At 65.1% G+C, this 18,863-nt stretch carries 14 protein-coding genes; 7 read left to right on the top strand and 7 right to left on the bottom strand.

The window, feature by feature from the left end; genetic code table 11:
* Positions 1 to 119: 119 nt before the first annotated feature.
* Together J7J08_RS05865 and J7J08_RS05860 are read right to left on the bottom strand one after the other, a co-directional pair.
* Positions 120 to 1,844 carry an asparagine synthase C-terminal domain-containing protein gene (locus tag J7J08_RS05865; protein ID WP_214902588.1) on the bottom strand — a complete coding sequence of 575 codons (1,725 nt, stop codon included), beginning with the start codon at positions 1,842 to 1,844 and terminating at the stop codon, positions 120 to 122.
* Between the two features lie 389 nt (positions 1,845 to 2,233).
* A complete protein-coding gene (locus J7J08_RS05860) occupies positions 2,234 to 4,978 on the bottom strand; it encodes a TonB-dependent receptor (protein ID WP_214902587.1) in 2,745 nt (914 codons plus the stop codon).
* Between the two features lie 270 nt (positions 4,979 to 5,248).
* Here J7J08_RS05860 and J7J08_RS05855 point away from each other — a divergent pair, with 270 nt between their 5' ends.
* Positions 5,249 to 5,959 (top strand): basic secretory family protein, encoded by a 711-nt coding sequence (locus J7J08_RS05855; RefSeq protein ID WP_214902586.1) that lies wholly within the window; start codon positions 5,249 to 5,251, stop codon positions 5,957 to 5,959.
* 89 nt (positions 5,960 to 6,048) lie between these two features.
* Positions 6,049 to 6,984: a DUF2268 domain-containing putative Zn-dependent protease gene (locus J7J08_RS05850; protein WP_214902583.1), complete on the top strand. Its 936-nt coding sequence runs from the start codon at positions 6,049 to 6,051 to the stop codon at positions 6,982 to 6,984.
* A gap of 11 nt (positions 6,985 to 6,995) precedes the next feature.
* Here J7J08_RS05850 and yidA read toward each other — a convergent pair whose 3' ends face one another.
* The 4 genes from yidA to J7J08_RS05830 form a co-directional block, all read right to left on the bottom strand.
* The gene (yidA, locus tag J7J08_RS05845) at positions 6,996 to 7,832 is read right to left on the bottom strand and encodes a sugar-phosphatase (protein WP_214902581.1); all 837 of its coding nucleotides are present in this window, start codon (positions 7,830 to 7,832) and stop codon (positions 6,996 to 6,998) included.
* 154 nt (positions 7,833 to 7,986) lie between these two features.
* Positions 7,987 to 9,690: a peptidoglycan-binding protein gene (locus J7J08_RS05840; protein ID WP_214902579.1), complete on the bottom strand. Its 1,704-nt coding sequence runs from the start codon at positions 9,688 to 9,690 to the stop codon at positions 7,987 to 7,989.
* 120 nt (positions 9,691 to 9,810) lie between these two features.
* Positions 9,811 to 10,305, bottom strand: coding sequence for a hypothetical protein (locus tag J7J08_RS05835; protein WP_251006454.1), 495 nt, complete (start codon positions 10,303 to 10,305; stop codon positions 9,811 to 9,813).
* Between the two features lie 15 nt (positions 10,306 to 10,320).
* Complete coding sequence (locus J7J08_RS05830) at positions 10,321 to 10,821, bottom strand: hypothetical protein (RefSeq protein ID WP_214902577.1); 501 nt, start codon at positions 10,819 to 10,821, stop codon at positions 10,321 to 10,323.
* Positions 10,822 to 11,077: 256 nt separating this feature from the next.
* On the opposite strand from J7J08_RS05830, the gene J7J08_RS05825 reads away from it, so the two are divergent.
* Positions 11,078 to 11,785, top strand: coding sequence for a VOC family protein (locus J7J08_RS05825; RefSeq protein ID WP_214902575.1), 708 nt, complete (start codon positions 11,078 to 11,080; stop codon positions 11,783 to 11,785).
* 65 nt (positions 11,786 to 11,850) lie between these two features.
* A complete protein-coding gene (locus tag J7J08_RS05820) occupies positions 11,851 to 13,173 on the top strand; it encodes a flavohemoglobin expression-modulating QEGLA motif protein (RefSeq protein WP_214902573.1) in 1,323 nt (440 codons plus the stop codon).
* Positions 13,174 to 13,234: 61 nt separating this feature from the next.
* Here the strand turns inward: J7J08_RS05820 and J7J08_RS05815 are convergent, their stop codons facing one another.
* Positions 13,235 to 13,378, bottom strand: a complete 144-nt coding sequence (locus J7J08_RS05815; RefSeq protein WP_214902571.1) for a hypothetical protein — start codon at positions 13,376 to 13,378, stop codon at positions 13,235 to 13,237.
* 392 nt (positions 13,379 to 13,770) lie between these two features.
* Between J7J08_RS05815 and J7J08_RS05810 the strand changes: the two genes are divergently transcribed.
* The 3 genes from J7J08_RS05810 (at position 13,771) to J7J08_RS05800 (ending at position 18,856) form a co-directional block, all read left to right on the top strand.
* Entirely contained in the window at positions 13,771 to 14,370 is a 600-nt protein-coding gene (locus tag J7J08_RS05810) for a restriction endonuclease subunit S (protein WP_214902569.1), read from the top strand.
* Complete coding sequence (locus tag J7J08_RS05805) at positions 14,367 to 15,818, top strand: N-6 DNA methylase (RefSeq protein WP_214902567.1); 1,452 nt, start codon at positions 14,367 to 14,369, stop codon at positions 15,816 to 15,818. Before J7J08_RS05810 ends, J7J08_RS05805 begins: the two co-directional genes overlap by 4 nt.
* A 218-nt stretch (positions 15,819 to 16,036) precedes the next feature.
* Positions 16,037 to 18,856: a type I restriction endonuclease gene (locus tag J7J08_RS05800; protein ID WP_214902565.1), complete on the top strand. Its 2,820-nt coding sequence runs from the start codon at positions 16,037 to 16,039 to the stop codon at positions 18,854 to 18,856.
* Positions 18,857 to 18,863: the final 7 nt, after the last annotated feature.

Here is an 18,863-nt window from a genome sequence, read left to right as displayed (position 1 = left end):
AAACCCCTCGTTGAGACCCGGCATTTTCCTGAACCGGCTGTGGACCGTCCGGCACAGTCCTGCCAAGGACCACCTTGGCGACCACCGCGGCCTTCTGGCCTTCGCCGCGCTTGCCTCGCTCATGGGGCATTTGTCCGGTTCCATTCCCGATCCCACGCCTGGAACATCAATACCGGCCAGAGGTGGGTGTGGTACTTCCTGTTGCCGTTGAGGAACGATGTCCAGAGGGTAGAAACAACCTGTTCGTCGAGAATGCCGCGGTTCCGCATGGCAATCGGGTCAAGCAGGTCCTCGGCCCAGTCGCGCAGTGGCCCATTGAGCCAACGCGCAACGGGTGCGCCGAAACCCTTCTTTGGACGCCGGGCATGGTGCTCCGGCAGGAAGCGTTCCAGGGCCCGCTTGAGCACGACCTTGGTCTCGCCTTCCCGGAGCTTGTTCTCGAACGGGGTACCCCACGCCAGCGAGACCACCCCGGGGTCGAGGAAGGGACTTCTGGCCTGCACGCCGAACGCGCCAAACGCCCGGTCGGACTTGGTCATCAGCCCTTCGCTGAGCTCGTTTGTCTGATCAAGGTAGAGCAGCAGCTCACCCTGGTGTCCACCGGCGGGGTGCCGGGCAGCATCCAGGAACGGGGGTACGGGTTCGTTCGCGGACTTCAGTGCACGCGACGGATCACGCCATCGCGAAACGCGTGCCAGGTAGGTTTCGGCGAGTGATCTGGACTTCGCTTCCGACATCAGCGCCGGAATGCCGCCCAACCGCGCCCGTTCCGGCGAACGGAAGGCGTAGGCTCCGCACGCCCGGCGCAGCCCGAGCGGTACATGCCGGACCAGACCAAAGTTGCGCAGCGACTTCACATACGACGCGTGGCCAAAGAAGAGCTCATCGCCGCCGTCGCCAGTGAGGATCGTGCTGCACCTCGCGCCTGCCGCCTCTGCCGCGAGCAGCGTTGGAATCGCGGACGAGTCGGCATAGGGTTCGCAGAACACGCGCGGCATCCTTTCAACCAGCCGGATGGCATTTGCGTCTTCCATGACCAGGCGCGTGTTGCGGGCGCCGAGCAGATGGGCAACAGCCGCGGCCCATTCGGATTCGTCATGGCCAGGATCGTCAAAGCCGACGGAGATCGTCTCCACGGGGCCTTCGCTGTGTCGCTGCAGCAACGCGGTGACCAGACTGGAATCAACACCACCGGACAGCAAGGTGGCCGTGCTGCCCGTGCGTGCCGTGCAGATCGCGCGTTCCAGGCTGGCGACCACCCTTTCCACGGAACGATCAATGCCGCATGGCTCGCGCGACGCCATCTGTGCTTCCGCTTCTTCCTTGAGGCTCCAATGCGGGGTGAGCCGCCCAGCCGCTTCCCCGCCGTGGTACCCGCCATGCACATCCGGAAGGTGGAACACCCGCATGGTACCGGCGGGTAATTTGTAGATTCCACGGTAGGACGTCAGCGGTGCCGGTATGTACCCGTAGCGAAACAACTGGGATATCGCCTGCGGATCAACATCCGGTGGCCCACCGGCTTCCTGCCTGAGCGTCTTCAGCTCCGATGAGAAGACCAGGCCGAAGGGGCCGCACATGAAGTAGATGTCGGCCTGCCCCATGCGATCCCGGGCGAGGGTCAGTGTCCGCTCATGTTCATCCCAGATGACCACGCTCACCGGATCCACCATCCGGCAAAGCACCCCGTCGACGCCCACCACCGGAAGCAGGTTGGCGATGACCTGCGAGACGGACGTTGGACCCCCTGCGCCACTTGAGCCGCTGGTGGCCACGATGTATCGGCCATCCGCACTGAAGGCCAGGCTGTTTCGTTCATCAAGCGCCGAGACGGCGGCCAGCACCAGGCCCGTGCCTGGTCGTTCCGACACGGCCACATGCCGACCACGGTGGCCAAGGGAGTGGGCCAGGCGCCTTGCCGTGGTACTCAATTCGTTGCTGCATACATCCCTGTGGACGATCCAACTTCCTGCAATTGCTGACACCTGCTGGTCCACCCGATCAAAGCTGCTACAGCCGCATCAGGCGACACCTGGCGGCACTATCGGGAACACCGCACCCTGCAGCATTCCAACAGCTGCAGGGTGCGGCGCAGCCTGACGCTTCGCCATGCAAGTAGTTTCAAAGCAGCCTTTGCAATGGTGCGGACATTCAGCTGGGGGGGACCCTCCTGCGTTACCGGTCATGCGTTACCGGGTGTTGGACTACTGTCGGCGGTCGTTTGGGAATCGACCTACCAGTCCAACGACAACTCGACAAACATCGAACGGCCGAAGGCGTTGTACACACCCTGGTCGTAGTACGGCCAGTTGCCGTTGGTGCTGTCTACCGGCGGACGTTCGTTGGTCAGGTTGTTGGCGGTCAACAGTACGCTCGCGAGCTTGTTGATGCGGTAGTTGACCGTCGCATTCCAGGTCGTCCAGGGCCCGATGTTTCGTTCCTCGCCGGTGGCATTCCAGGTCTGGGCGTTGCGGACGCCGAATACGTTGGTACTGAAGGCACCGATGTTCCAGTTCACGCCCAGCGTGGCGCGGTAGTGCAGCTCGTTGGAATTGGCACAGCACAGCATGTCGTACACCGGGTCACCTTCCTGCTGCTGAAGCTCGTGCTTCAGCGGCCGGTAGTAGCCGGCGTTCACCGCGAAATCGCCCGCACGCCCGGCGTTCCAGCGGTAGTCGCCCGACGCCTGGATGCCGGTCTGGCGCTGCTTGGCCAGGTTGATCGGATAGGAGAAGACCTTGGATACGCCGTTGGGATTGAGCGGATCGGTGCCAGGCAGGCGCTGCACCTGGGCGAGGATCTGCTGGCAGGTAGGCGAGTTGATATCGAACGCCACGTCGCCATTCTCCGACCGCCCCAGGCGGCAGTTCGCCTCGGTGGTGAGGATGCTGTCAGTGCCCAGGATGGAGACTTCGTTTTCGATCTTCACCGAGTTGTAGTCGACCGAGAGATTCAGGGCGTTGTCCAGCGCCGACCAGACGAAGCCATAGGTGAAGGTTTCGGCCGTGATGTCCTTCAGGTCGCGGTTTCCGGTACTGGAGGACAGCACCTGCAGCGACGACTGCGGGCACGCATCGAAGTTCTCCGAGGTGTATCCGGCCTGCCGGCACAGGAAGGTGTCCACGTTGGTGGTATACCCGCTGCTCTCGCGCGAATACAGATAGAACATGTCGGGCGATCGGAACGCGGTTGCATAGCTGCCACGCAACAGCAACGACTCCACCGGGCGGTATTCCAGGCCAAGCTTCCAGGTGGCTTTTCCGTTTCCGCCGCCGCCCTGGAGCGAGTACTTGTCATAGCGCCCGGACAGGTTGGCACTGAAAGTGTCGAAGATCGGCACCTGCAGTTCCGCGCCTACCGCATACAGGTCACGCTGGCCTTCTGCCGAGGTGCCTGCGGTCTGGCCGCGGAACAGCTCGGCGGCATTGGGATCGGCCGACTGGTTGAAGAACTTCTCGCGGGTGCCCTGCACGATCATCGCAAAACCGACGTCACCGGCGGGCAGGCCGAACAACGACGTGTTGGTTACCAGCGCGGTCACGCCTGTTCGGGACGCGGAGGATTCCGCGCGATTGGTACCGCTGAACTGGTCGTATTGCTGCCGGGTCAGGGGCTGGTACAGCATGTCCAGGTTCGGCGCATACGCTTCGTAGCCGTTGTACATGCCCTGCTGCGCACCAAGATAGTAGTCATCGATACCGCCGCGCGCGAGGAAATCGGTGGATTTCCGGGTGACGTCGGTGCTGGAGCGGTTCACGTACACGTCGTAGTCGAAGCCGGTGTCACCCAGCCCGCCGCGCGCGCCGGCGGTGATGTTGAGCGAGCGGGTATAGACCCGTTGGTCCTTTGCGTCCATGCCCACTTCTTCGGGCGCGTAGATGCGCTGCCACTGCTCGTAGTTGCCGGTGGTCTGGTTGTAGAAGGTCTTGTTCCAGAACGGGCTGCCACCGGAATAGGTGGGCCGGCCGAAGCTGAAAAGGATGTCCGAGTACAGTTCGGTGGTTTCGCTGAGGTGGTAGCGCAGGAACGTAGTGGCGTTGACGTCCTCGCTCCTGTTGTAGAGCGTGGCGGTGCCGACATTGTCAGGGCTGCCGCAGTAGTAGCCGGTGCCCGCCGCGTCGCGATGCGCGTAGGAGGTGCTTCCACCAAACAGGTAGGAAAGCGGCGCGCAGGTGGCCTGGCCGGGGTCGATGTAGCCGCTGGGGGACATCTGCATGCGCAGGAAGGTGCGCGAGGGATCCTGCGGTCCGGTCGGGCTGTCGTTGACGCTGTCGATGTAGCTGCGGTCGGAAGCGAAGATCGGCTTCTGCCGGGTGTACTCCAGCCCGTAGCTGAGGTCGAGGTTGCCGAAGGAGTGGCCGTTGCTGAAGATGAAACGCTGGCTGGAACCGCCGCCATCACTGTAGCTGCCGGCGCGGTAGCGGAAGTGCGCGCCTTCCACCTTGTCCTTCAGCACGATGTTGATCACGCCCGCCACGGCCGAGGACCCGTACACCGATGACTGCCCGCCGGTGAGCACGTCGATGCGTTCGACCATGCCCAGCGGAATGTTGGCGATATCCACGATGCTGGTATTGCCGTTATAGGCAAGCGGATAGCTGTTGAGCGGTCGCCCGTTGAGCAGGGTCAGCGTGTAGCTCGGGTCCAGCCCGAACAGGCTGACTGTCTTGGCGCCCGGGGTGTAGAAACCGGTGCCCTGGGAGTCCTGCACGGAGCCGTTGGCCATGGGCAACGAGCGCAGCGCATCGAAGACCGTGGTGAAACCCTGCGCTTCGATCTGCTCGGCGGTGATGGTGGTCACCGGCGAAGGCCCTTCGATCTGTGCGCGGGGGATCAGCGAGCCGGTGACATTCACGGTATCGAGCTGACGTGTGGTCGGCGCGTCGCCGTCCTTGTCGGGCGGGGACGTCTGTGCCTGTGCGGCCAGGGGATGTAGCAGTACGGATGACACCAGCAACGACAGCAACGTGCGCTTCATCTTGCAGATCTCCAGTACGAGGTCTCCCGGCGCCGGATCGGCACAGGAGGGTTTTGGTATGCGGGGGGTTCCGTGAGGCGTGGGGGTGCAGCTTTTCTAGATCGATCTAAATGGATTGTCAATAATTTGAAATGAAACCATTTCCAAGCGCTTAGATCGAACGAAATGGCACTTGCGGCCGGCCGCGGCGCTGTTGCAGGATCAGCGCGGTCGCCGGACCCGACCACCGCCGTCTTGCGCGTTGCCCCAACACGTCCTGGAGTGCCACACATGCGTCTACGCCGTTGCCTGCTTGCCCCTGTTGTCGCTGCGACCCTCGCGTTCCCCGCCGCCCACGCTGCGGAGATCCAACAGACCCGCGATGGGGTGACCCTGACCTACCAGGACGCGAGCGGTTCAACGGCGGCAGGCGTGCGGGACCGCATCATTGCCACGTTCTTCGCCACGTATCCGCGCGAACGAAAGGACTTCCATCCCTCGGCACCGTCCAGCGTGCGCATCGTCATGGACCCGTCCTACGACGGCGTTGCCTACGTCGGTGAGAAGGAGAAGTCGGCCACCATCACCATCAATCCGGGCTGGCTGGAAAAACACCCCAACGACACCGACCTGGTGACCCACGAGGCCATGCATATCGTGCAGGGCTACCCGGGCTACGCCAGCGAACAGGCGCCTTCGTGGCTGGTGGAGGGCATCGCCGACTATGCCCGCGACCAGTACGGTGTCGACAATGCTGCCGGCGGCTGGGCGCTGCCCACGCAGGTCAAGCCCGAGCACAAGGTAGACACCGGCTACCGGGTCACCGGTGCGTTCCTGAAGTGGAGCGAGGCCGGGCATCCGGGCCTGGTGAAGGCCTTGGATGCGGCGTTGCGCAAGGGCAGCTATACGCCTGCGTTGTGGAAGCAGCATACTGGCGACGGCCTGCCCACGCTGTGGGATGCCTACGTCTCCGACCAGGCCCGGGCCGAGACGGATGCGTAGGGGACCACACCGTCCGGTGAAGCGCCGGGCCTTTCATGCGGGAGGAACACGCGATGCCGGCCAGGTTTCCGAATGCAAGCACAATTGCGATGTCTGCGCTGCAGGCCGTGGTGCTTTTCGTAGTGGGCGCCACTGGAATCGACACTGCCACCGCGCAGCCACAGGTGCTCACTGAGGACACCACCCGCTTCTTCCGGGTTCTCGACGCGGCCGATGGTACGCCTACAGCCGGCCGCCTGCAGGCCGACTATCTGGATCCGGGTAGCCCGGCACTGCATGATTTCCTGGAAAGCCGCATTGGCTCGGCCGAAAAACTGGCCAGGAAAATTGCCGACGACCCCGGGCTGTACGAACGCGCCCGCCAATGTGCCCACGCATTACCTGAGATCGAGCACCGCGTGGCAACATCGCTACAGAAACTGGGCGAACTATACGATCAGGCGAACTTCCCCCCGGTGACCATCGTCGTTGGGCGCGGGAACAGCGGTGGCACCACATCGCCAGCCGGCGTCATCGTCGGCCTGGAGGCTTTGTGCCGCGCCGACTGGCTGCAGGCGGACATTGGCGACCGCTTCCTTCACCTGATTGCGCACGAATACGCACATGTGCAACAGCCGGGAGCGGCGGTGCAGCCGCCGGCGGACGCCACGCTGCTGTACCAGACGTTGATCGAAGGCGGTGCCGAGTTCCTTGGCGAGCTGATCTCCGGACAGGTCACCAACGTGCACCTGCACGATTGGGCGCGCGGAAAGGAGTGCCTGATCGAGCGTGCGTTTGCCGCGGATGCGCAGGGGCAGGACACCTCGCGCTGGCTCTACAACGGCCTGGGCAACGATGCCTGGCGTGGCGACCTGGGCTATTGGGTCGGCTACCGCATTGTCAGTAGTTACTACGCCGGCGCGGACGACAAGCGCCGGGCGTTGGCCGAGATCCTCCAGGTCACGCCGGAGAATGCCACTACGCTGCTGCAGCACAGTGGTTGGCAACCGCAGGCCGACTGCGGCAGTGAAACACTGTTACCTTGAGGGCGAGTCATTCAGTCGCCCAGCACGAAACGTTCGATGGCCAGCGCCACGCCATCTGCCGCGTTGGTCGCCGTTTCGTGCAATGCCGTCGCCTTGACCACATCAATGGCGTTGCCCATCGCCACGCTGGTGCCGGCGAACTGCAGCATGGTCAGATCGTTTTCCTGATCCCCGATTGCCATCACGCAGGTGCGGTCGATCCCCAGATGCTCGGCCAGCTTCTGCAGGCTGGGTCCTTTGCCCGCCCGGTGGTCGAAGACCTCCAGAAAGAAGGCCGCGCTCTTGAGGACAGCGAAGCGCTCGGTCAGCACGCGTGGCAGGCGCGGAATGACCGCATCCAGGATTGCCGGCTCGTCGACCATCATCAGCTTGAGGAAAGACATCGACGCATCCATCTCCTCCACGCTGCGGTATGACAGCGGCACGCGCGACAGGTGCGAGTCCGCCACGGTATAGGGGCTGATATCGCGATTGGGTGTGTAGAGGCGCTCACCATCCAATGCCTGGAAGTGCACGCCCAACCCGCGGGCAACCTGCTCGCAGAACAGAAAGTCATCGAAGCTGAGCGGGTACTCGACCACCACCTCGCCGGTGGCGACACGCGTGACGAGACCGCCATTGCAGGCAATGCAGTAGTCCTCGGCACCATCGATGCCCAGTTCATCGAGAAACGGCTGCAACCCCGACACCGGGCGGCCACTGGTCAGCACGATCCGCACGCCGCTCTCGCGCGCACGGGTGATGGCCCGCTTCACCCGGCCGGTAAGCCGATGCGCAGGATCCAGCAGGGTTCCATCCATGTCGATGGCGATGAGTTCGATTCCCGACTTGACGCGACCACTATCCATTACCTTCAGCCTCGTTCACTGCCAAGGCCGCTGCTGCGACCACAGGCATATTCTAGTGCGCATGCCATCGCGGGGACTCAAATGAAAAAAGCCAGCCAGGTTGCCCCGGCTGGCTTCATCACTTCAACTGCAATGCATCAGGCAGCAACGGAACTCAGCGCCCCATTGCCACCTTCTGCTGCTCTTCCTGCACCTGGCTCTGCTGCTGGCTGTTGTTGCCCAGCAGCTGCGCGCTGGTCTGCTCCAGCGGCGGTGCCTGGCTCAGGTCCACGGCGGCGCGATAGCCCGGCGTAGTGCCCATCACGAACGCCTTGCCATCCTGCACGGTCACACTCTGCAGCTTCTCCGGCGAATCAATGCCGGCCTGCCTGGCCTGCAGCGTGACGTTGGCCGCCGCTTCGTTGGAGATGGCGGCGGGCAGCTGGGCACGGATCGCATTGTGCAGCGGCGTGTCCGGGTGGCCCTTGTCACCCAGCTGTGGTCCGGTGGCGGTGCGGGCTTCACTGCCCTGCACCTGCGTGGCAGCGAGCTTGCCAAGGGTTTCGCGACCCACCACGCCGTCCTCCTTCAGGCCCTGCTGCTTCTGGTAGGCCAGCACCGCTTCGCGGGTATTGTCGCCGAACTTGCCATCCTCGGAGAGGCGGTTGCCGTTGGCATCGCGCACGCCCAGGCGGTTCAGTTCTTCCTGCAGCCTGGTCACTTCATCGCTGCGGTCGCCCTTGCGCAGGGTACCGGCCGGCGCGTGGTCATGGTCGTGCGCATGCCCGTGCTTGCCCGCTTCCTGCTGGATGCCCTTGTTCCAGTAGGCCTCCGGGTTGATCAGCTTCCCGGACGGATCCTTCATCTGGTAGTGCACGTGCTGCGCGTACTGGTTGGCACCCTGCGGGCCGCGGCCGCCCATGGTGCCGATAGCATCGCCCGGCTCCACGTGCTGGCCGACCTTCACCCTGGTGTCCTGCATGTGCAGGATCTGGTGCGAATTGCCCTGGGTATCCTGGATCATCACCGTGCCGTACCTGCCGCCCACCGAAGTCACGGTGCCGGCGATCGGCGCGTGGATGGTGGGATGCTGCAGGTTGCGGCCAGCCTGGCCACCGACATAGTTGAAGTCGCTGCCGCCATGGCTCTTCTCGCCCCGGTGCTCACCAAAGTGGCCGGTGACGTGCGGCTTGACGCCGTTCTGCGGCGGCAGCATCACCTGCATGGTGTGCTCGTAGGAGCGCGCCTGGGTAGCGGCGCCAGCGGCGGCGACGGCAGCCGGGGCGGCATGCTGCTGGGCCGGTGCCTGCGTCTGGCTCAGGCGCTGGTTGACGAACTGTTCGTACTCATCCAGGTGCGGCGCGACCTTGCGCTGTGCCAGGCCGAGGCCGCCGTAGTCCTTGGTCGGGCCATCGTGGTGGTACTTGTAGATGTAGTCTTCGCCCTGGCCACGGTCGCGCGCCAGGTTGCGGTTGTCGACGAAGTGCGCCACCAGCGCGTCGGACTGTGCGTCGACGTCGAAGCGGTTGGTGTTGTTCAGACCGTAGTGCTTGCCGGTGCGGTCAATGAACTGGCCAAGGCCGGAGGCCGAGGTGGTGCCGGCGGCAGCATCCGGGTTGAAGCCGGATTCGACGCGGGCGATGGCCAGCACGTACGCGGTTTCGCGCGGGGTGAGGCCGGCATCGCGCGAGGACGCGATCAACGAGTCGATCACGCGCGACTGTACTTCGGGGGAGGCATCGCCCCAGCGGCGCGATTGGCCATGCAGGGGGCGGCTTTCGTCGATCGGCTCGCGGTAGTGGCTCCACGATTCGATCTGGTTGCTGCGATACGCAGCACCGGCCGGCTGCACCATGTTGGTGTAGATGTCATTGGGCATGTCTGTGCTATCCATTCTATGAGAAAGAGGCTTTCCTTAAGGTGTGTATCGACCAACGGTCGATACCTACCGGACGTCATGTTCCGGTCAACGCGCATCGACGTCATGTCGATGTACAGCTCAGTCTTCGATGTAGTCCACCTCCGGATGGGTGATGCCGAGCTTGGCGATCAGCTGCGAATACTCGTCATTGTTGGGCGACTGCGCATCGGCTTCGCCGCGCAGTGGCGGGGTGTTGTGGGTCAGCTGCCTGCCGTCGGCGTCGTACAGGGTGAACCATTCGCAGAACGCGCAGCCGAACGGCAGTTCGCCGTACTGCACCACGAAATACGAAGCGCCCTGCTTGTCTTCCGCGCAGGCCAGGCCAACAGCGGTGTAGTCACTCAACTCCGCCGGGGTTTCGATGGCACGGCGCTGGCCGTCCTTCTCGATCTCCAGGCGGGTGCGGGTGGTCTCGCCGTCCTTGGCCGGCAACGCGGTCAGGTGCAACGTGGCACCTGGGCATTCCTTGTGCATGCCTTTCTCTTCTTGCGGTGTGGGTGAAGGGGTGGGTGCATTGCACGCAGCCAGCAACAGGGCCAGCGCGAGCGTGGGAACCAAACGCAGTGTGGACATCACCAGCTCCCTGGATCAGATCGACTCATCGGTCATGCGTACCAGCTGCCAGCAGGGCCGCTGGGCGAAGTAGTACGACTGCTGGTTGCTGGTGTCGGGGGTGCGGATGAGCACCTTCATGGTGCCGTCGTCCTGCCGGGCCACCTGCATCTCGCGACCCACGTCCTTCAGGCCCGAGGGATTGGGCATGACCGGCCAGGTCACCTCGCTGAGCGGCACCTTCCCGCTCACCAGGGTCGGCTCGTCCTGCGATTCGGTGTCGTAGCGCTCGCTCAGCAGCGGGTCGGCCACCGACGTTTCCTGCAAGGCGATTTCCCGGCCGAAGTGCGGCAGGAAGGTATCGAAGTCGGCGTAGGTGCAGGCAGCGCCTGCGTCGGCGGTGGTGACCGCTGCGGTGGGCTCGGCGGCAGCAGGCACTGCAGCAACCGGAGCAGCAGCATCTGCCGGGGCGGCCGGGGCGGCGTCAGGCTTGCACGCGGCCAGCAGGATGCTCAGCGACAGGGCGAGCAGCGTCATGGGACGATGATGGGACAACGGATCCTCCTGATTCGTGTCGTGGCGCGCATCACGCTACGCCGGGAGGCGTAGCATAGCGGCGCGCCAATGCCATGGCGTTCACAGACCGCCCACAAACCGGGGTGGTGACGACATGCGTGATGATACGCACATGGTTAACGTGAATCTCATCACATTGTGAGGGCGATGGGTGCATTCTCCCAAGCGGCGATGTCAGCCTTTTGACATCTCCTCCTGCCTTACGGTGCCTTGTTCCATGCAGATCCAAACGCTCCAGCTTCCCGTTTCCGACGTTGCACAGGTGGGCCGTTACTTCGCAGAGGTACTACAGCTGCCGGTGCAGAAGGACGTGGTGCGGATCGGCTGGACGGACGTGCAACTGCGCCCGGCAGGCAACAATCCGATCGGCGGGGTGCACCTGGCCTTCAACGTGCCGGCCGACCGCTTCCAGGCGGCCACCGACTGGTTGCTGGCGCGCACACCGCTGCAGCGCAGTGCGGCCGGCGAGGCGCACTTCACCTTTGGCGGGCGCTGGGATTCGGAATCCATCTATTTCGACGGCCCCGATGGGCTGATCCTGGAACTGATCGGGCGGCGCAGGCTGCCCGCGTCCGGGCGTGTGGGCGGGTTCCATGGCAGCGAGATGACCTGCGTGAGCGAAGTGGGGCTGCCCACGGCCGACGTGGCCGCGCTGGGTGCGCGCGCCGAGGCGGCGTTCGGGCTGGGCTACCTCAGCCCGCCCGTTCCGCACTTCGCCGCGCTGGGCGATGACGAGGGATTGCTGATCGTGGTGGACGCCACGCGCCGCTGGTTCCCGGAGCAGAAGGTGCTGCCCAATGCCCGGGGCATCGTGGTGACGCTGGACGATGTGGGCGCCGGGGAGCTGGATGACGCCGAGCAGGGCTGGCGTGTGGGCGCCCGTATTCACGCAACCCCAGTACATTTGCTGCCTGCCGGCACGTAGAAGCGCGGTTGCCGGGGAAGCCCGCTGGCAACACAGTGGAACGGTGCTCAAGCCAGGGTACCGTCGTGGAAAAGGTCACGTCCCCCTCCAGCCCTGACCCGATCCAGGCGGACCCTGCGCTTGCGCCGTTGCTGGAAGTGGATACGCGGCTGGCCAGGCTGGGCAACAGAATCCGCGTGCTCTCCGGGCTGGCGTGGCCGATAGAGATGGAAACCCGTTTCCTGGCGTCCTGGCGCACCGGCAAGCCGGAGATGCCGGCGCCGCCGACGCAGCCGGTCGACCACGCAGACACCATCGCCGCGCTGGGCGACATCCTGCAGCAGCTGGATCGCGGCCATCCGGTGGGCGACTGGCTGTACCGCACCGCCTGGAGCTACCGCGTGGCGGCCCGCATGCTGGCCAACACCGGCACCCCCCGTTTCACCGAGTGCTCCACGCTGCTCTACGGGCAGCCCAGCACCCAGTACCGTTCGCAGACCACCACCACCGCGCAGTCGGCTGCGCAGATGCTGGCCATCACCGACCAGCTGATCGGCTCGCAGTATGTGCCGCGCATCCAGTACGACATCCCTGCCCCGGACTTCTCCGTGCTGCTGCGCCAGCGCATCGAGCCGTTCTTCACCAACGACGCGGTGAAGGTGGTGCTGGATGCCGGGCTGGCCTCCAAGGCCGCCGCCGGCAGCAAGGTAATCCGCCTGCGCGCCGATGCACTGTTCTCGCAGCTGGACCTGGACCAGCTGGTCGAGCATGAGGCCTTCATCCACTCGGCCACCCTGCTCAACGGCAAGCACCAGCCGTGGCTGCGCTGCCTTGGCGCCGGTGCACCGCGCACCACACGCACGCAGGAAGGGCTGGCGACGTTCTCGGAGATCATCACCGGGGCGATGGATATCAACCGCCTGCGTCGGCTGGCGCTGCGGGTAGTCCGACTGCAGGAGGCCCTGGACGGTGCGGACTTCATCGATGTGTTCCGCGCATTCCTCGCTGCCGGCCAGTCGGAGGTGGATGGCTACCGCAGTGCGGCGCGCATCTTCCGGGGTGGCGACGTGCGGGGCCGGGTCTGCTTCACCAAGGATGGGGCGTACCTGGAGGGGCTGCTGCTGGTGACCGCCTTCATCAAGCGCGCCCTGCACGAGAACCGCAGCGATACGCTGCGGCTGCTGTTCTGCGGGCGGGTAGACCTGGGTGACCTGGTGACGCTGGCGCCCTACCGGAAGAACGGGCTGATTGCCCCACCACGGTACGTGCCGCCGTGGGCGCAGCATCCCGAACGGGTGCTGGCAACGCTGGCGTTCTCCACCGCAGCGCAGGCGATGCGGCTGGATACGTTCGATCTGCAGCGGTTCTCGGCGGTCGAAGATGAGCTCATGGCCGGTGCCGCAGGGTAAGACCGGAACAGGAAGGCCCCGCCGAAGCGGGGCCTTCATCGTTCGGCAGTACCGCCAGCCGTCACTCTTCTTCGTCCTTCCAGCCCTGCTGCTGATTCTGGTTGCGCTGCTGCTGTTCCTGCTGCTGTTGCTGCTGCTGGTCGCGTCCGCGCTCCTGCTGCTCACCACGCTGGTGCTGCGAACTCTGATTGCGCTGCTGGGCCATGTCGGGTCTCCGGGTGCCGCAAGCGGTATGCCGCGGTCGAGGCAATCGTGTGCAGGGGCTCGTTAAAACCACGTGGCAATTTGCATACAAATTCGTCAATCCCTCTTCTCGCCACACGCCTTCGCTTATGCGGAAATGGAACCCGCATATACCGGCCTTGGATGGGCGCGTAGTCAGCAGGCTGAATGTGGGGCTGCGACGACCGTGGAAGCGAACGTTTGCGCAACCTCTTTTTCCCGATTGATCCCGCCTACTCATAGACGGTGAATGAAACACCATGCCTGTCGAGGATCGCGGTCCACGTTCCAGTTTTCGGGGGTCACTCCGCACCATTCCGAATGGTGCAAAACGCTCATTTGACGCCCCAGCGCGTGCCGCGCATGGTTCGCCACATGAACATTTTTCGTCGAAGTGCGAAGCTTTCCGACATCGCCAGAATCCGCCAGGGACACCCCTTCCGGGGCGCAATCGCTGCCGTCACGGATGGGCCGATTCGGGTGATCCAGTTGAAGAACCTCAGCGCATCGGGCGTGCACGACCCGAACGACCTGCTGCGTACACGGCTGCACCCGCGAAAGACGCCGGATTGGGTGCAGGACGGTGACGTTCTGCTCGCCGCACGCGGCGCTCACCCACTCGCAGTACTGCTATGCAATCCGCCGGTCGACACTGTCTGCAGCCCTCACCTGTATGTCATCCGGGTGACCGACCAGGAGCGGGTGATGCCTGCCTTCCTGGCGTGGCAGCTCAACCAGCAGGGAGCGCAGGAGCACCTGCGTCGGCAAGCTGCGGGCTCGCGCCAACAGAGTCTTCGCAAGATGGCGATTGAGGCGCTGGCTGTGCACTTGCCGCCCCTGCTTCACCAGCAACGCATTGTTGCCATCGCGAGGGCGGCGCAGCTTGAGAAGTTTCAGTGCGAGCAGATGATTGCCGCCCGACATGCAGAGGTTGCCCGCTATGCGGCGCGCATCCTGGGTGAAACGCCAGGATGACGCTCGCCGCCCTCGTCCACGCCCGCGACGCACTGGAAGGCGGCAGCCGGCCCGATGCCGATACCTACCTGATCCTGTCGTTGCTGCTGTTGAAGATAGCCAGTGACGCCACGTACTACGGCAACCCGGCCATTCCGTACACGCCCGGCGAACCGCTGCGCTGCGTGCCCTACTGCGTTCCGCCGCAAGCCCGCTTCGATACGCTGTTCCGGCAACGCCATGCGGAAGGCAATGGGCTGAGGGTCATGAATGCACTGCGGGTGTTTACCCTGGGCAATCCACGCAAGCTGGGCGGGCTGTTCCCGACGCTGAAGCTGGAGGATGCACTGCCCGCCGACCCAAGTGTGCGCAATGCCGCGCTGCTGCAGGTGTTGGAGCGCCTTTCACTGCCGGCGCTGGACTTCCGCCAGCAGCGTGGGATCACCCGCCCCGATGTCGGCGACGCAGTGGACGTCCTGCTGGACAGGCAGGTGCCGCCTGCCTTGACCTGGCTGATGGCCGCGCTGACCCACCCCTACGCCGACGAGGCCGTCTACGACCCCAGCTGCCGGCAAGGTGCCGTGCTGCGGGCAGCCGCCAACTGGATGCGGGACGAGGAAAGTGCGAAGGCGCCGGCAGGGCCGGCCCGCTACCCGCTGTACGGTCAGGAGCCTGACCCGATGCAGTGTGCTGTTGCCCGGCTGCGTCTGTTGCTGCAGGGCGCCGACACTCCGCGGCTTTACAACCGGGATCCGCTGGAAGAACCGCTGCTGCAGGATGGCGCCCTGCAGCGCTTCCATGTGGCGCTGGCCTGTCCGCCACTTTCGCTGAAGTGGGCGCCGTCGCACGCAGCCCAGGACCCGCACTTCCGGTTCCTGCAGGGCATCCCGTCCCGACAGTGGGCACATACCGCACTGATCCAGCACATGCTGGCCACGTTGGACCCGGGCTGCGGCCGCATGGCCATCGTGGTACCGCATGGCGTGCTGTTCCGCGATGGCGAGGAGTCGCGCATCCGGCAGGCGTGGCTGGACGAGAACCTGGTGGATACGGTGATCGGCCTGCCTGACCGGCTGTTTGCCGGAGCCTCTGTGGCTACCGCGTTGCTGGTGTTGCGCAGGGTACGCCGGAATGACGCAGTCCTGTTCATCGATGCGCGTGGCTTGGCCAGCCGTGGCAAACGCGGCCCCCGTCTCGGGATGGATGCCGCGCGTTCGCTTCGCCGGCTGTGCGTCGAGCGCAGGAGCGTGCCCGGCGTGGCGCACCTGGCGGGTTCTGAAGAACTCGCCGTCAACGGCGGCAACCTGAGCGTTGCGCGTTACGTGCAGCCGGCCTCCCAGCGCCCTCCCGCGGATATTGCAACGCTGCGCGCGCAGCGTGCCGAGCTTTCCGCGCGTTTTGTCGCCCTCCAGGCGGCGTTGAACGCGGAGCTCGATGCGTTGGAGGGAGAGCTCTCGGATCTGGTCTGAAGCGACAGCTTCAATCTCTCAGCAATTGACTGAACCTATCTCGATCCGCGAATGCATCGAGAATGCGTTGTGCATTGCGCTTATCGAACGCATGAAACGGAATGATGCACACAACGTGGCCGGGAACGGATCGACCACACTGGTGCCATGAACATCCTTCACCCGAAATTCGACGCCACGTGCGTGCCGCCCCTCCCTTTTCCGCACGGGCAGCACACATGAACAAGACGCACAGCAGGTTTGGCGTGCGCGATTCCGCGCTTGGCTGGCTGCGCCGGCTGGGCTGGAACCCGCTCGATGAGCGCACCCTGGCAACGCTGCGCGGCGAACATCACAGCGCATTGCTGGAGAAGCGGTTGCTACCGTGGCTGCGCCGCTATCGATATGAACTGGATGGCGAGCGCGGGGCGCTTTCCCCCACGTCCATCGACAGGATCATTGCCGAGGCCGACACCTGCTGCCATAGCCTGGACGGGGTGGCATCGAGCAGCCTGGTGCACCGTCTGCTGTTGGAAGGCATCCGCACGGAACTGGCGTTTCCCGACGGACGCCGCAGGGTGATTCAGGTTCCACTGATTGATTGGGAACACGTCCATCGCAATCATTGGGATGTGGCTGACGCCCCGGCGTTGCCGGACCCATCGGGCAGCCACGTTCGGGAGCTGGTCGGTTACGTCAACGGTATACCACTGGTGGTGCTGGCCTGCGTCGAGCGTGACCGGAACAAGCGGTGGGGGTCGGTTGGGGATGGCATACAGCACCTAAGGCGCGGCATGGAAAGTGCCTCGTACAGCCCACTGCCGCTGCATGCTCAGTTGTTGCTCAGTCTTGACCGCCGCGGCGGCCGCTATGCCGCCGTGGGCACCCCCCAGCACGCCTGGATGAAGTGGCGTGAGCAGGGCTGGAGCCGGGCCGCACAGGACCAGCTGCGCGACAGCGCAATGCCATTTGCCGAGGTCCCGCTGGATCCGCCCTGGTCCTCGCACGCCGAACTGCTGCACGGCGTGCTGTCACCGCCGAGGTTGCTGGACCTGATTCGTCATTTCCTGTGCGATGCCCGCCAAGGCCAGCGCTACGTCGTCCGGCCGAACCAGTTCTTTGCGGTGCAATCCGCGCTTCAGGCACTGCGTACCCGCGATGCCAGCGGACGCCGTGGCGGTGGGCAGCTCTGCCTTGCGGCCGGCAGCGGGTTGCAGCGGGCACGGCAGTGGCTGCTGCGTGCACTGCGCACCGATGCGGCGCTCAGGAGCATCCGCGTTCTTCAGCCACTGACCCGCATGACACCGCCCCCCGAGGACCGGCGGCAGCGTCCCGGGCCGCTTCCAGCCGACCAGCTCAGCGAGTTCCTGGCCGGCCGGGCTTCCTCCCCCCACGAGGTGCCACTGCGCATCCTGCGCGGGTGGGCGCGGAAGGCAAAACCTCCCACCGCCGATGACGACGCGGCTACCGGCGACGACGTCATGCTGCTGGTGGATGCCGACTTCTGGGAGAGCGACCCTGCCCTGCTGCGGAAATTGCGCCGCTGCCTGCCGCGGGCTGTCTGGCTGACGCTGGTGGCCGCACCGGTCACCGCGGCGTCTGCCGACCTGGATCCTGGCGTGATGCTCTACCAGTACCCTCCGGCACACGCCGTTGCGGATGGCGTGGTGGTGCCCGCCTGGCGTGACACCGGACCGAGCCCCATCGGAGACTCCCCCTCCCGCCGTGTGGCACAGGTCGCTACGGCGATCAGTCAGCATTTCCATGAACTGGTCCGGCTGGCCGAACGCGGCCTTCGCGCGATGCTGCTGGTGGATACCACGCACCAGGCGCACGGCTACCAACGCGCCCTCGCGGTAGATGCACGTCTGAAGACCCATGTTGCAGGCTACGACAACCGTGGCCTGCCCACGGACCGGGCATCCGAGCGTATCCCGCCGCAGGTGGAACTGGTGATCGTGCACGGCGAACTGCCCGCCGCCCAGGATGCGCGGGCGGCCGTGCTTTACGTGGATCGTGCGCTTACCGCGTCCGAGCGGCTGCGCGGCGTGGGCTTGATCAACGCGCCCCACCCCGACAAGCGCACCGCCATGCTGGTGGATTTCCACACCGGGGACATCCCGGCGGCGGCACCGCCGGAATGGCTGCCGTTGCCGGTACAGGACAACCATCCCGTGCTGGGCGTACAGCGCCAGCGCCTGCACAGCCTGCTTCCAACCGATGCGGAGGAGGATTTCCACGCCTGCCGCGACCATCTTGCGCCCGACTGGGAGGTCGGCCCGCAGGGTGACGACATCGACCTGCACCGGCACCGGCGCGACCTGCTGCATCGCCGGGTCACCGCGTTCGGGCAGCGCCTGCAGCTGGCCATCTCGGCGGAGACGGCATTGACCGGCCAGCCATCGTTGTTGGGCGGCCAGTACCGCGCGCTGCTGCACCGGTTCTCGCTGTTACGCGATGCGGTGAGCCGGCTGGCGCTGGAGGCCGGCCGCTTCAACGCCGAAGACCGGCGGGTGCGGCACTGGGCGCGCGAACAGGCGCCACAGGTATGCGAGCAGCACATCGATTACCAGGTCCTGCGCACTCTCGAACCGGTCGAGCTGTCGGCAGCGCAGCATGCCAACCACCTGTACACCCGCCTGCGCCATCGTCTGGATGAAACGGGCCTGGACCCGGATGCCGTGGAGCGGAGCCGAACCACGTTGCGCCAGGTGCTGGTGGAGTGCGGCGACGCACAGGAGCGGATTGCCGCGTTGCAGGCGCTGGAACCGACACTGCGGGGTTCGCCGCAGGCCGGTGATGCCGCCCAGGCAGTCTCTCGTGGTCTGCTGGTCCTGGGCAGCCTGTTCGATACCACGCTGGACGAAGACGTGTATGTGCGGCTTGGCAGCCGGATCGACGCATTGGTTGCCGATGAGCAGCGACAACCGTTGCATCTGTTCGATGCATACGTTCGGGACCGGCTCGAGGCGACGCTGCGTGGCCACCTTGAAGATTCGCAGCTGGAGGCGGTAGTGCACGCCGTGCTGCTGACCGGGCCGCATTGGCCACCGGGCTGAGCCCGGC

Source organism: Stenotrophomonas sp. ISL-67, assembly GCF_018612915.1.
Classification (GTDB): domain Bacteria; phylum Pseudomonadota; class Gammaproteobacteria; order Xanthomonadales; family Xanthomonadaceae; genus Stenotrophomonas.
This window is presented reverse-complemented; position numbering and strand designations above follow the sequence as displayed.

What these genes read in the sequence shown, in the direction of transcription:
- J7J08_RS05860 (WP_214902587.1), bottom strand. Translation starts at nt 4,978, where the DNA reads ATGAAGCGCACGTTGCTGTCGTTGCTGGTGTCATCCGTACTGCTACAT.
- J7J08_RS05855 (WP_214902586.1), top strand. Translation starts at nt 5,249, where the DNA reads ATGCGTCTACGCCGTTGCCTGCTTGCCCCTGTTGTCGCTGCGACCCTC.
- J7J08_RS05850 (WP_214902583.1), top strand. Translation starts at nt 6,049, where the DNA reads ATGTCTGCGCTGCAGGCCGTGGTGCTTTTCGTAGTGGGCGCCACTGGA.
- yidA (WP_214902581.1), bottom strand. Translation starts at nt 7,832, where the DNA reads ATGGATAGTGGTCGCGTCAAGTCGGGAATCGAACTCATCGCCATCGAC.
- J7J08_RS05840 (WP_214902579.1), bottom strand. Translation starts at nt 9,690, where the DNA reads ATGCCCAATGACATCTACACCAACATGGTGCAGCCGGCCGGTGCTGCG.
- J7J08_RS05835 (WP_251006454.1), bottom strand. Translation starts at nt 10,305, where the DNA reads ATGTCCACACTGCGTTTGGTTCCCACGCTCGCGCTGGCCCTGTTGCTG.
- J7J08_RS05830 (WP_214902577.1), bottom strand. Translation starts at nt 10,821, where the DNA reads ATGACGCTGCTCGCCCTGTCGCTGAGCATCCTGCTGGCCGCGTGCAAG.
- J7J08_RS05825 (WP_214902575.1), top strand. Translation starts at nt 11,078, where the DNA reads ATGCAGATCCAAACGCTCCAGCTTCCCGTTTCCGACGTTGCACAGGTG.
- J7J08_RS05815 (WP_214902571.1), bottom strand. Translation starts at nt 13,378, where the DNA reads ATGGCCCAGCAGCGCAATCAGAGTTCGCAGCACCAGCGTGGTGAGCAG.
- J7J08_RS05810 (WP_214902569.1), top strand. Translation starts at nt 13,771, where the DNA reads ATGAACATTTTTCGTCGAAGTGCGAAGCTTTCCGACATCGCCAGAATC.
- J7J08_RS05805 (WP_214902567.1), top strand. Translation starts at nt 14,367, where the DNA reads ATGACGCTCGCCGCCCTCGTCCACGCCCGCGACGCACTGGAAGGCGGC.
- J7J08_RS05800 (WP_214902565.1), top strand. Translation starts at nt 16,037, where the DNA reads ATGAACAAGACGCACAGCAGGTTTGGCGTGCGCGATTCCGCGCTTGGC.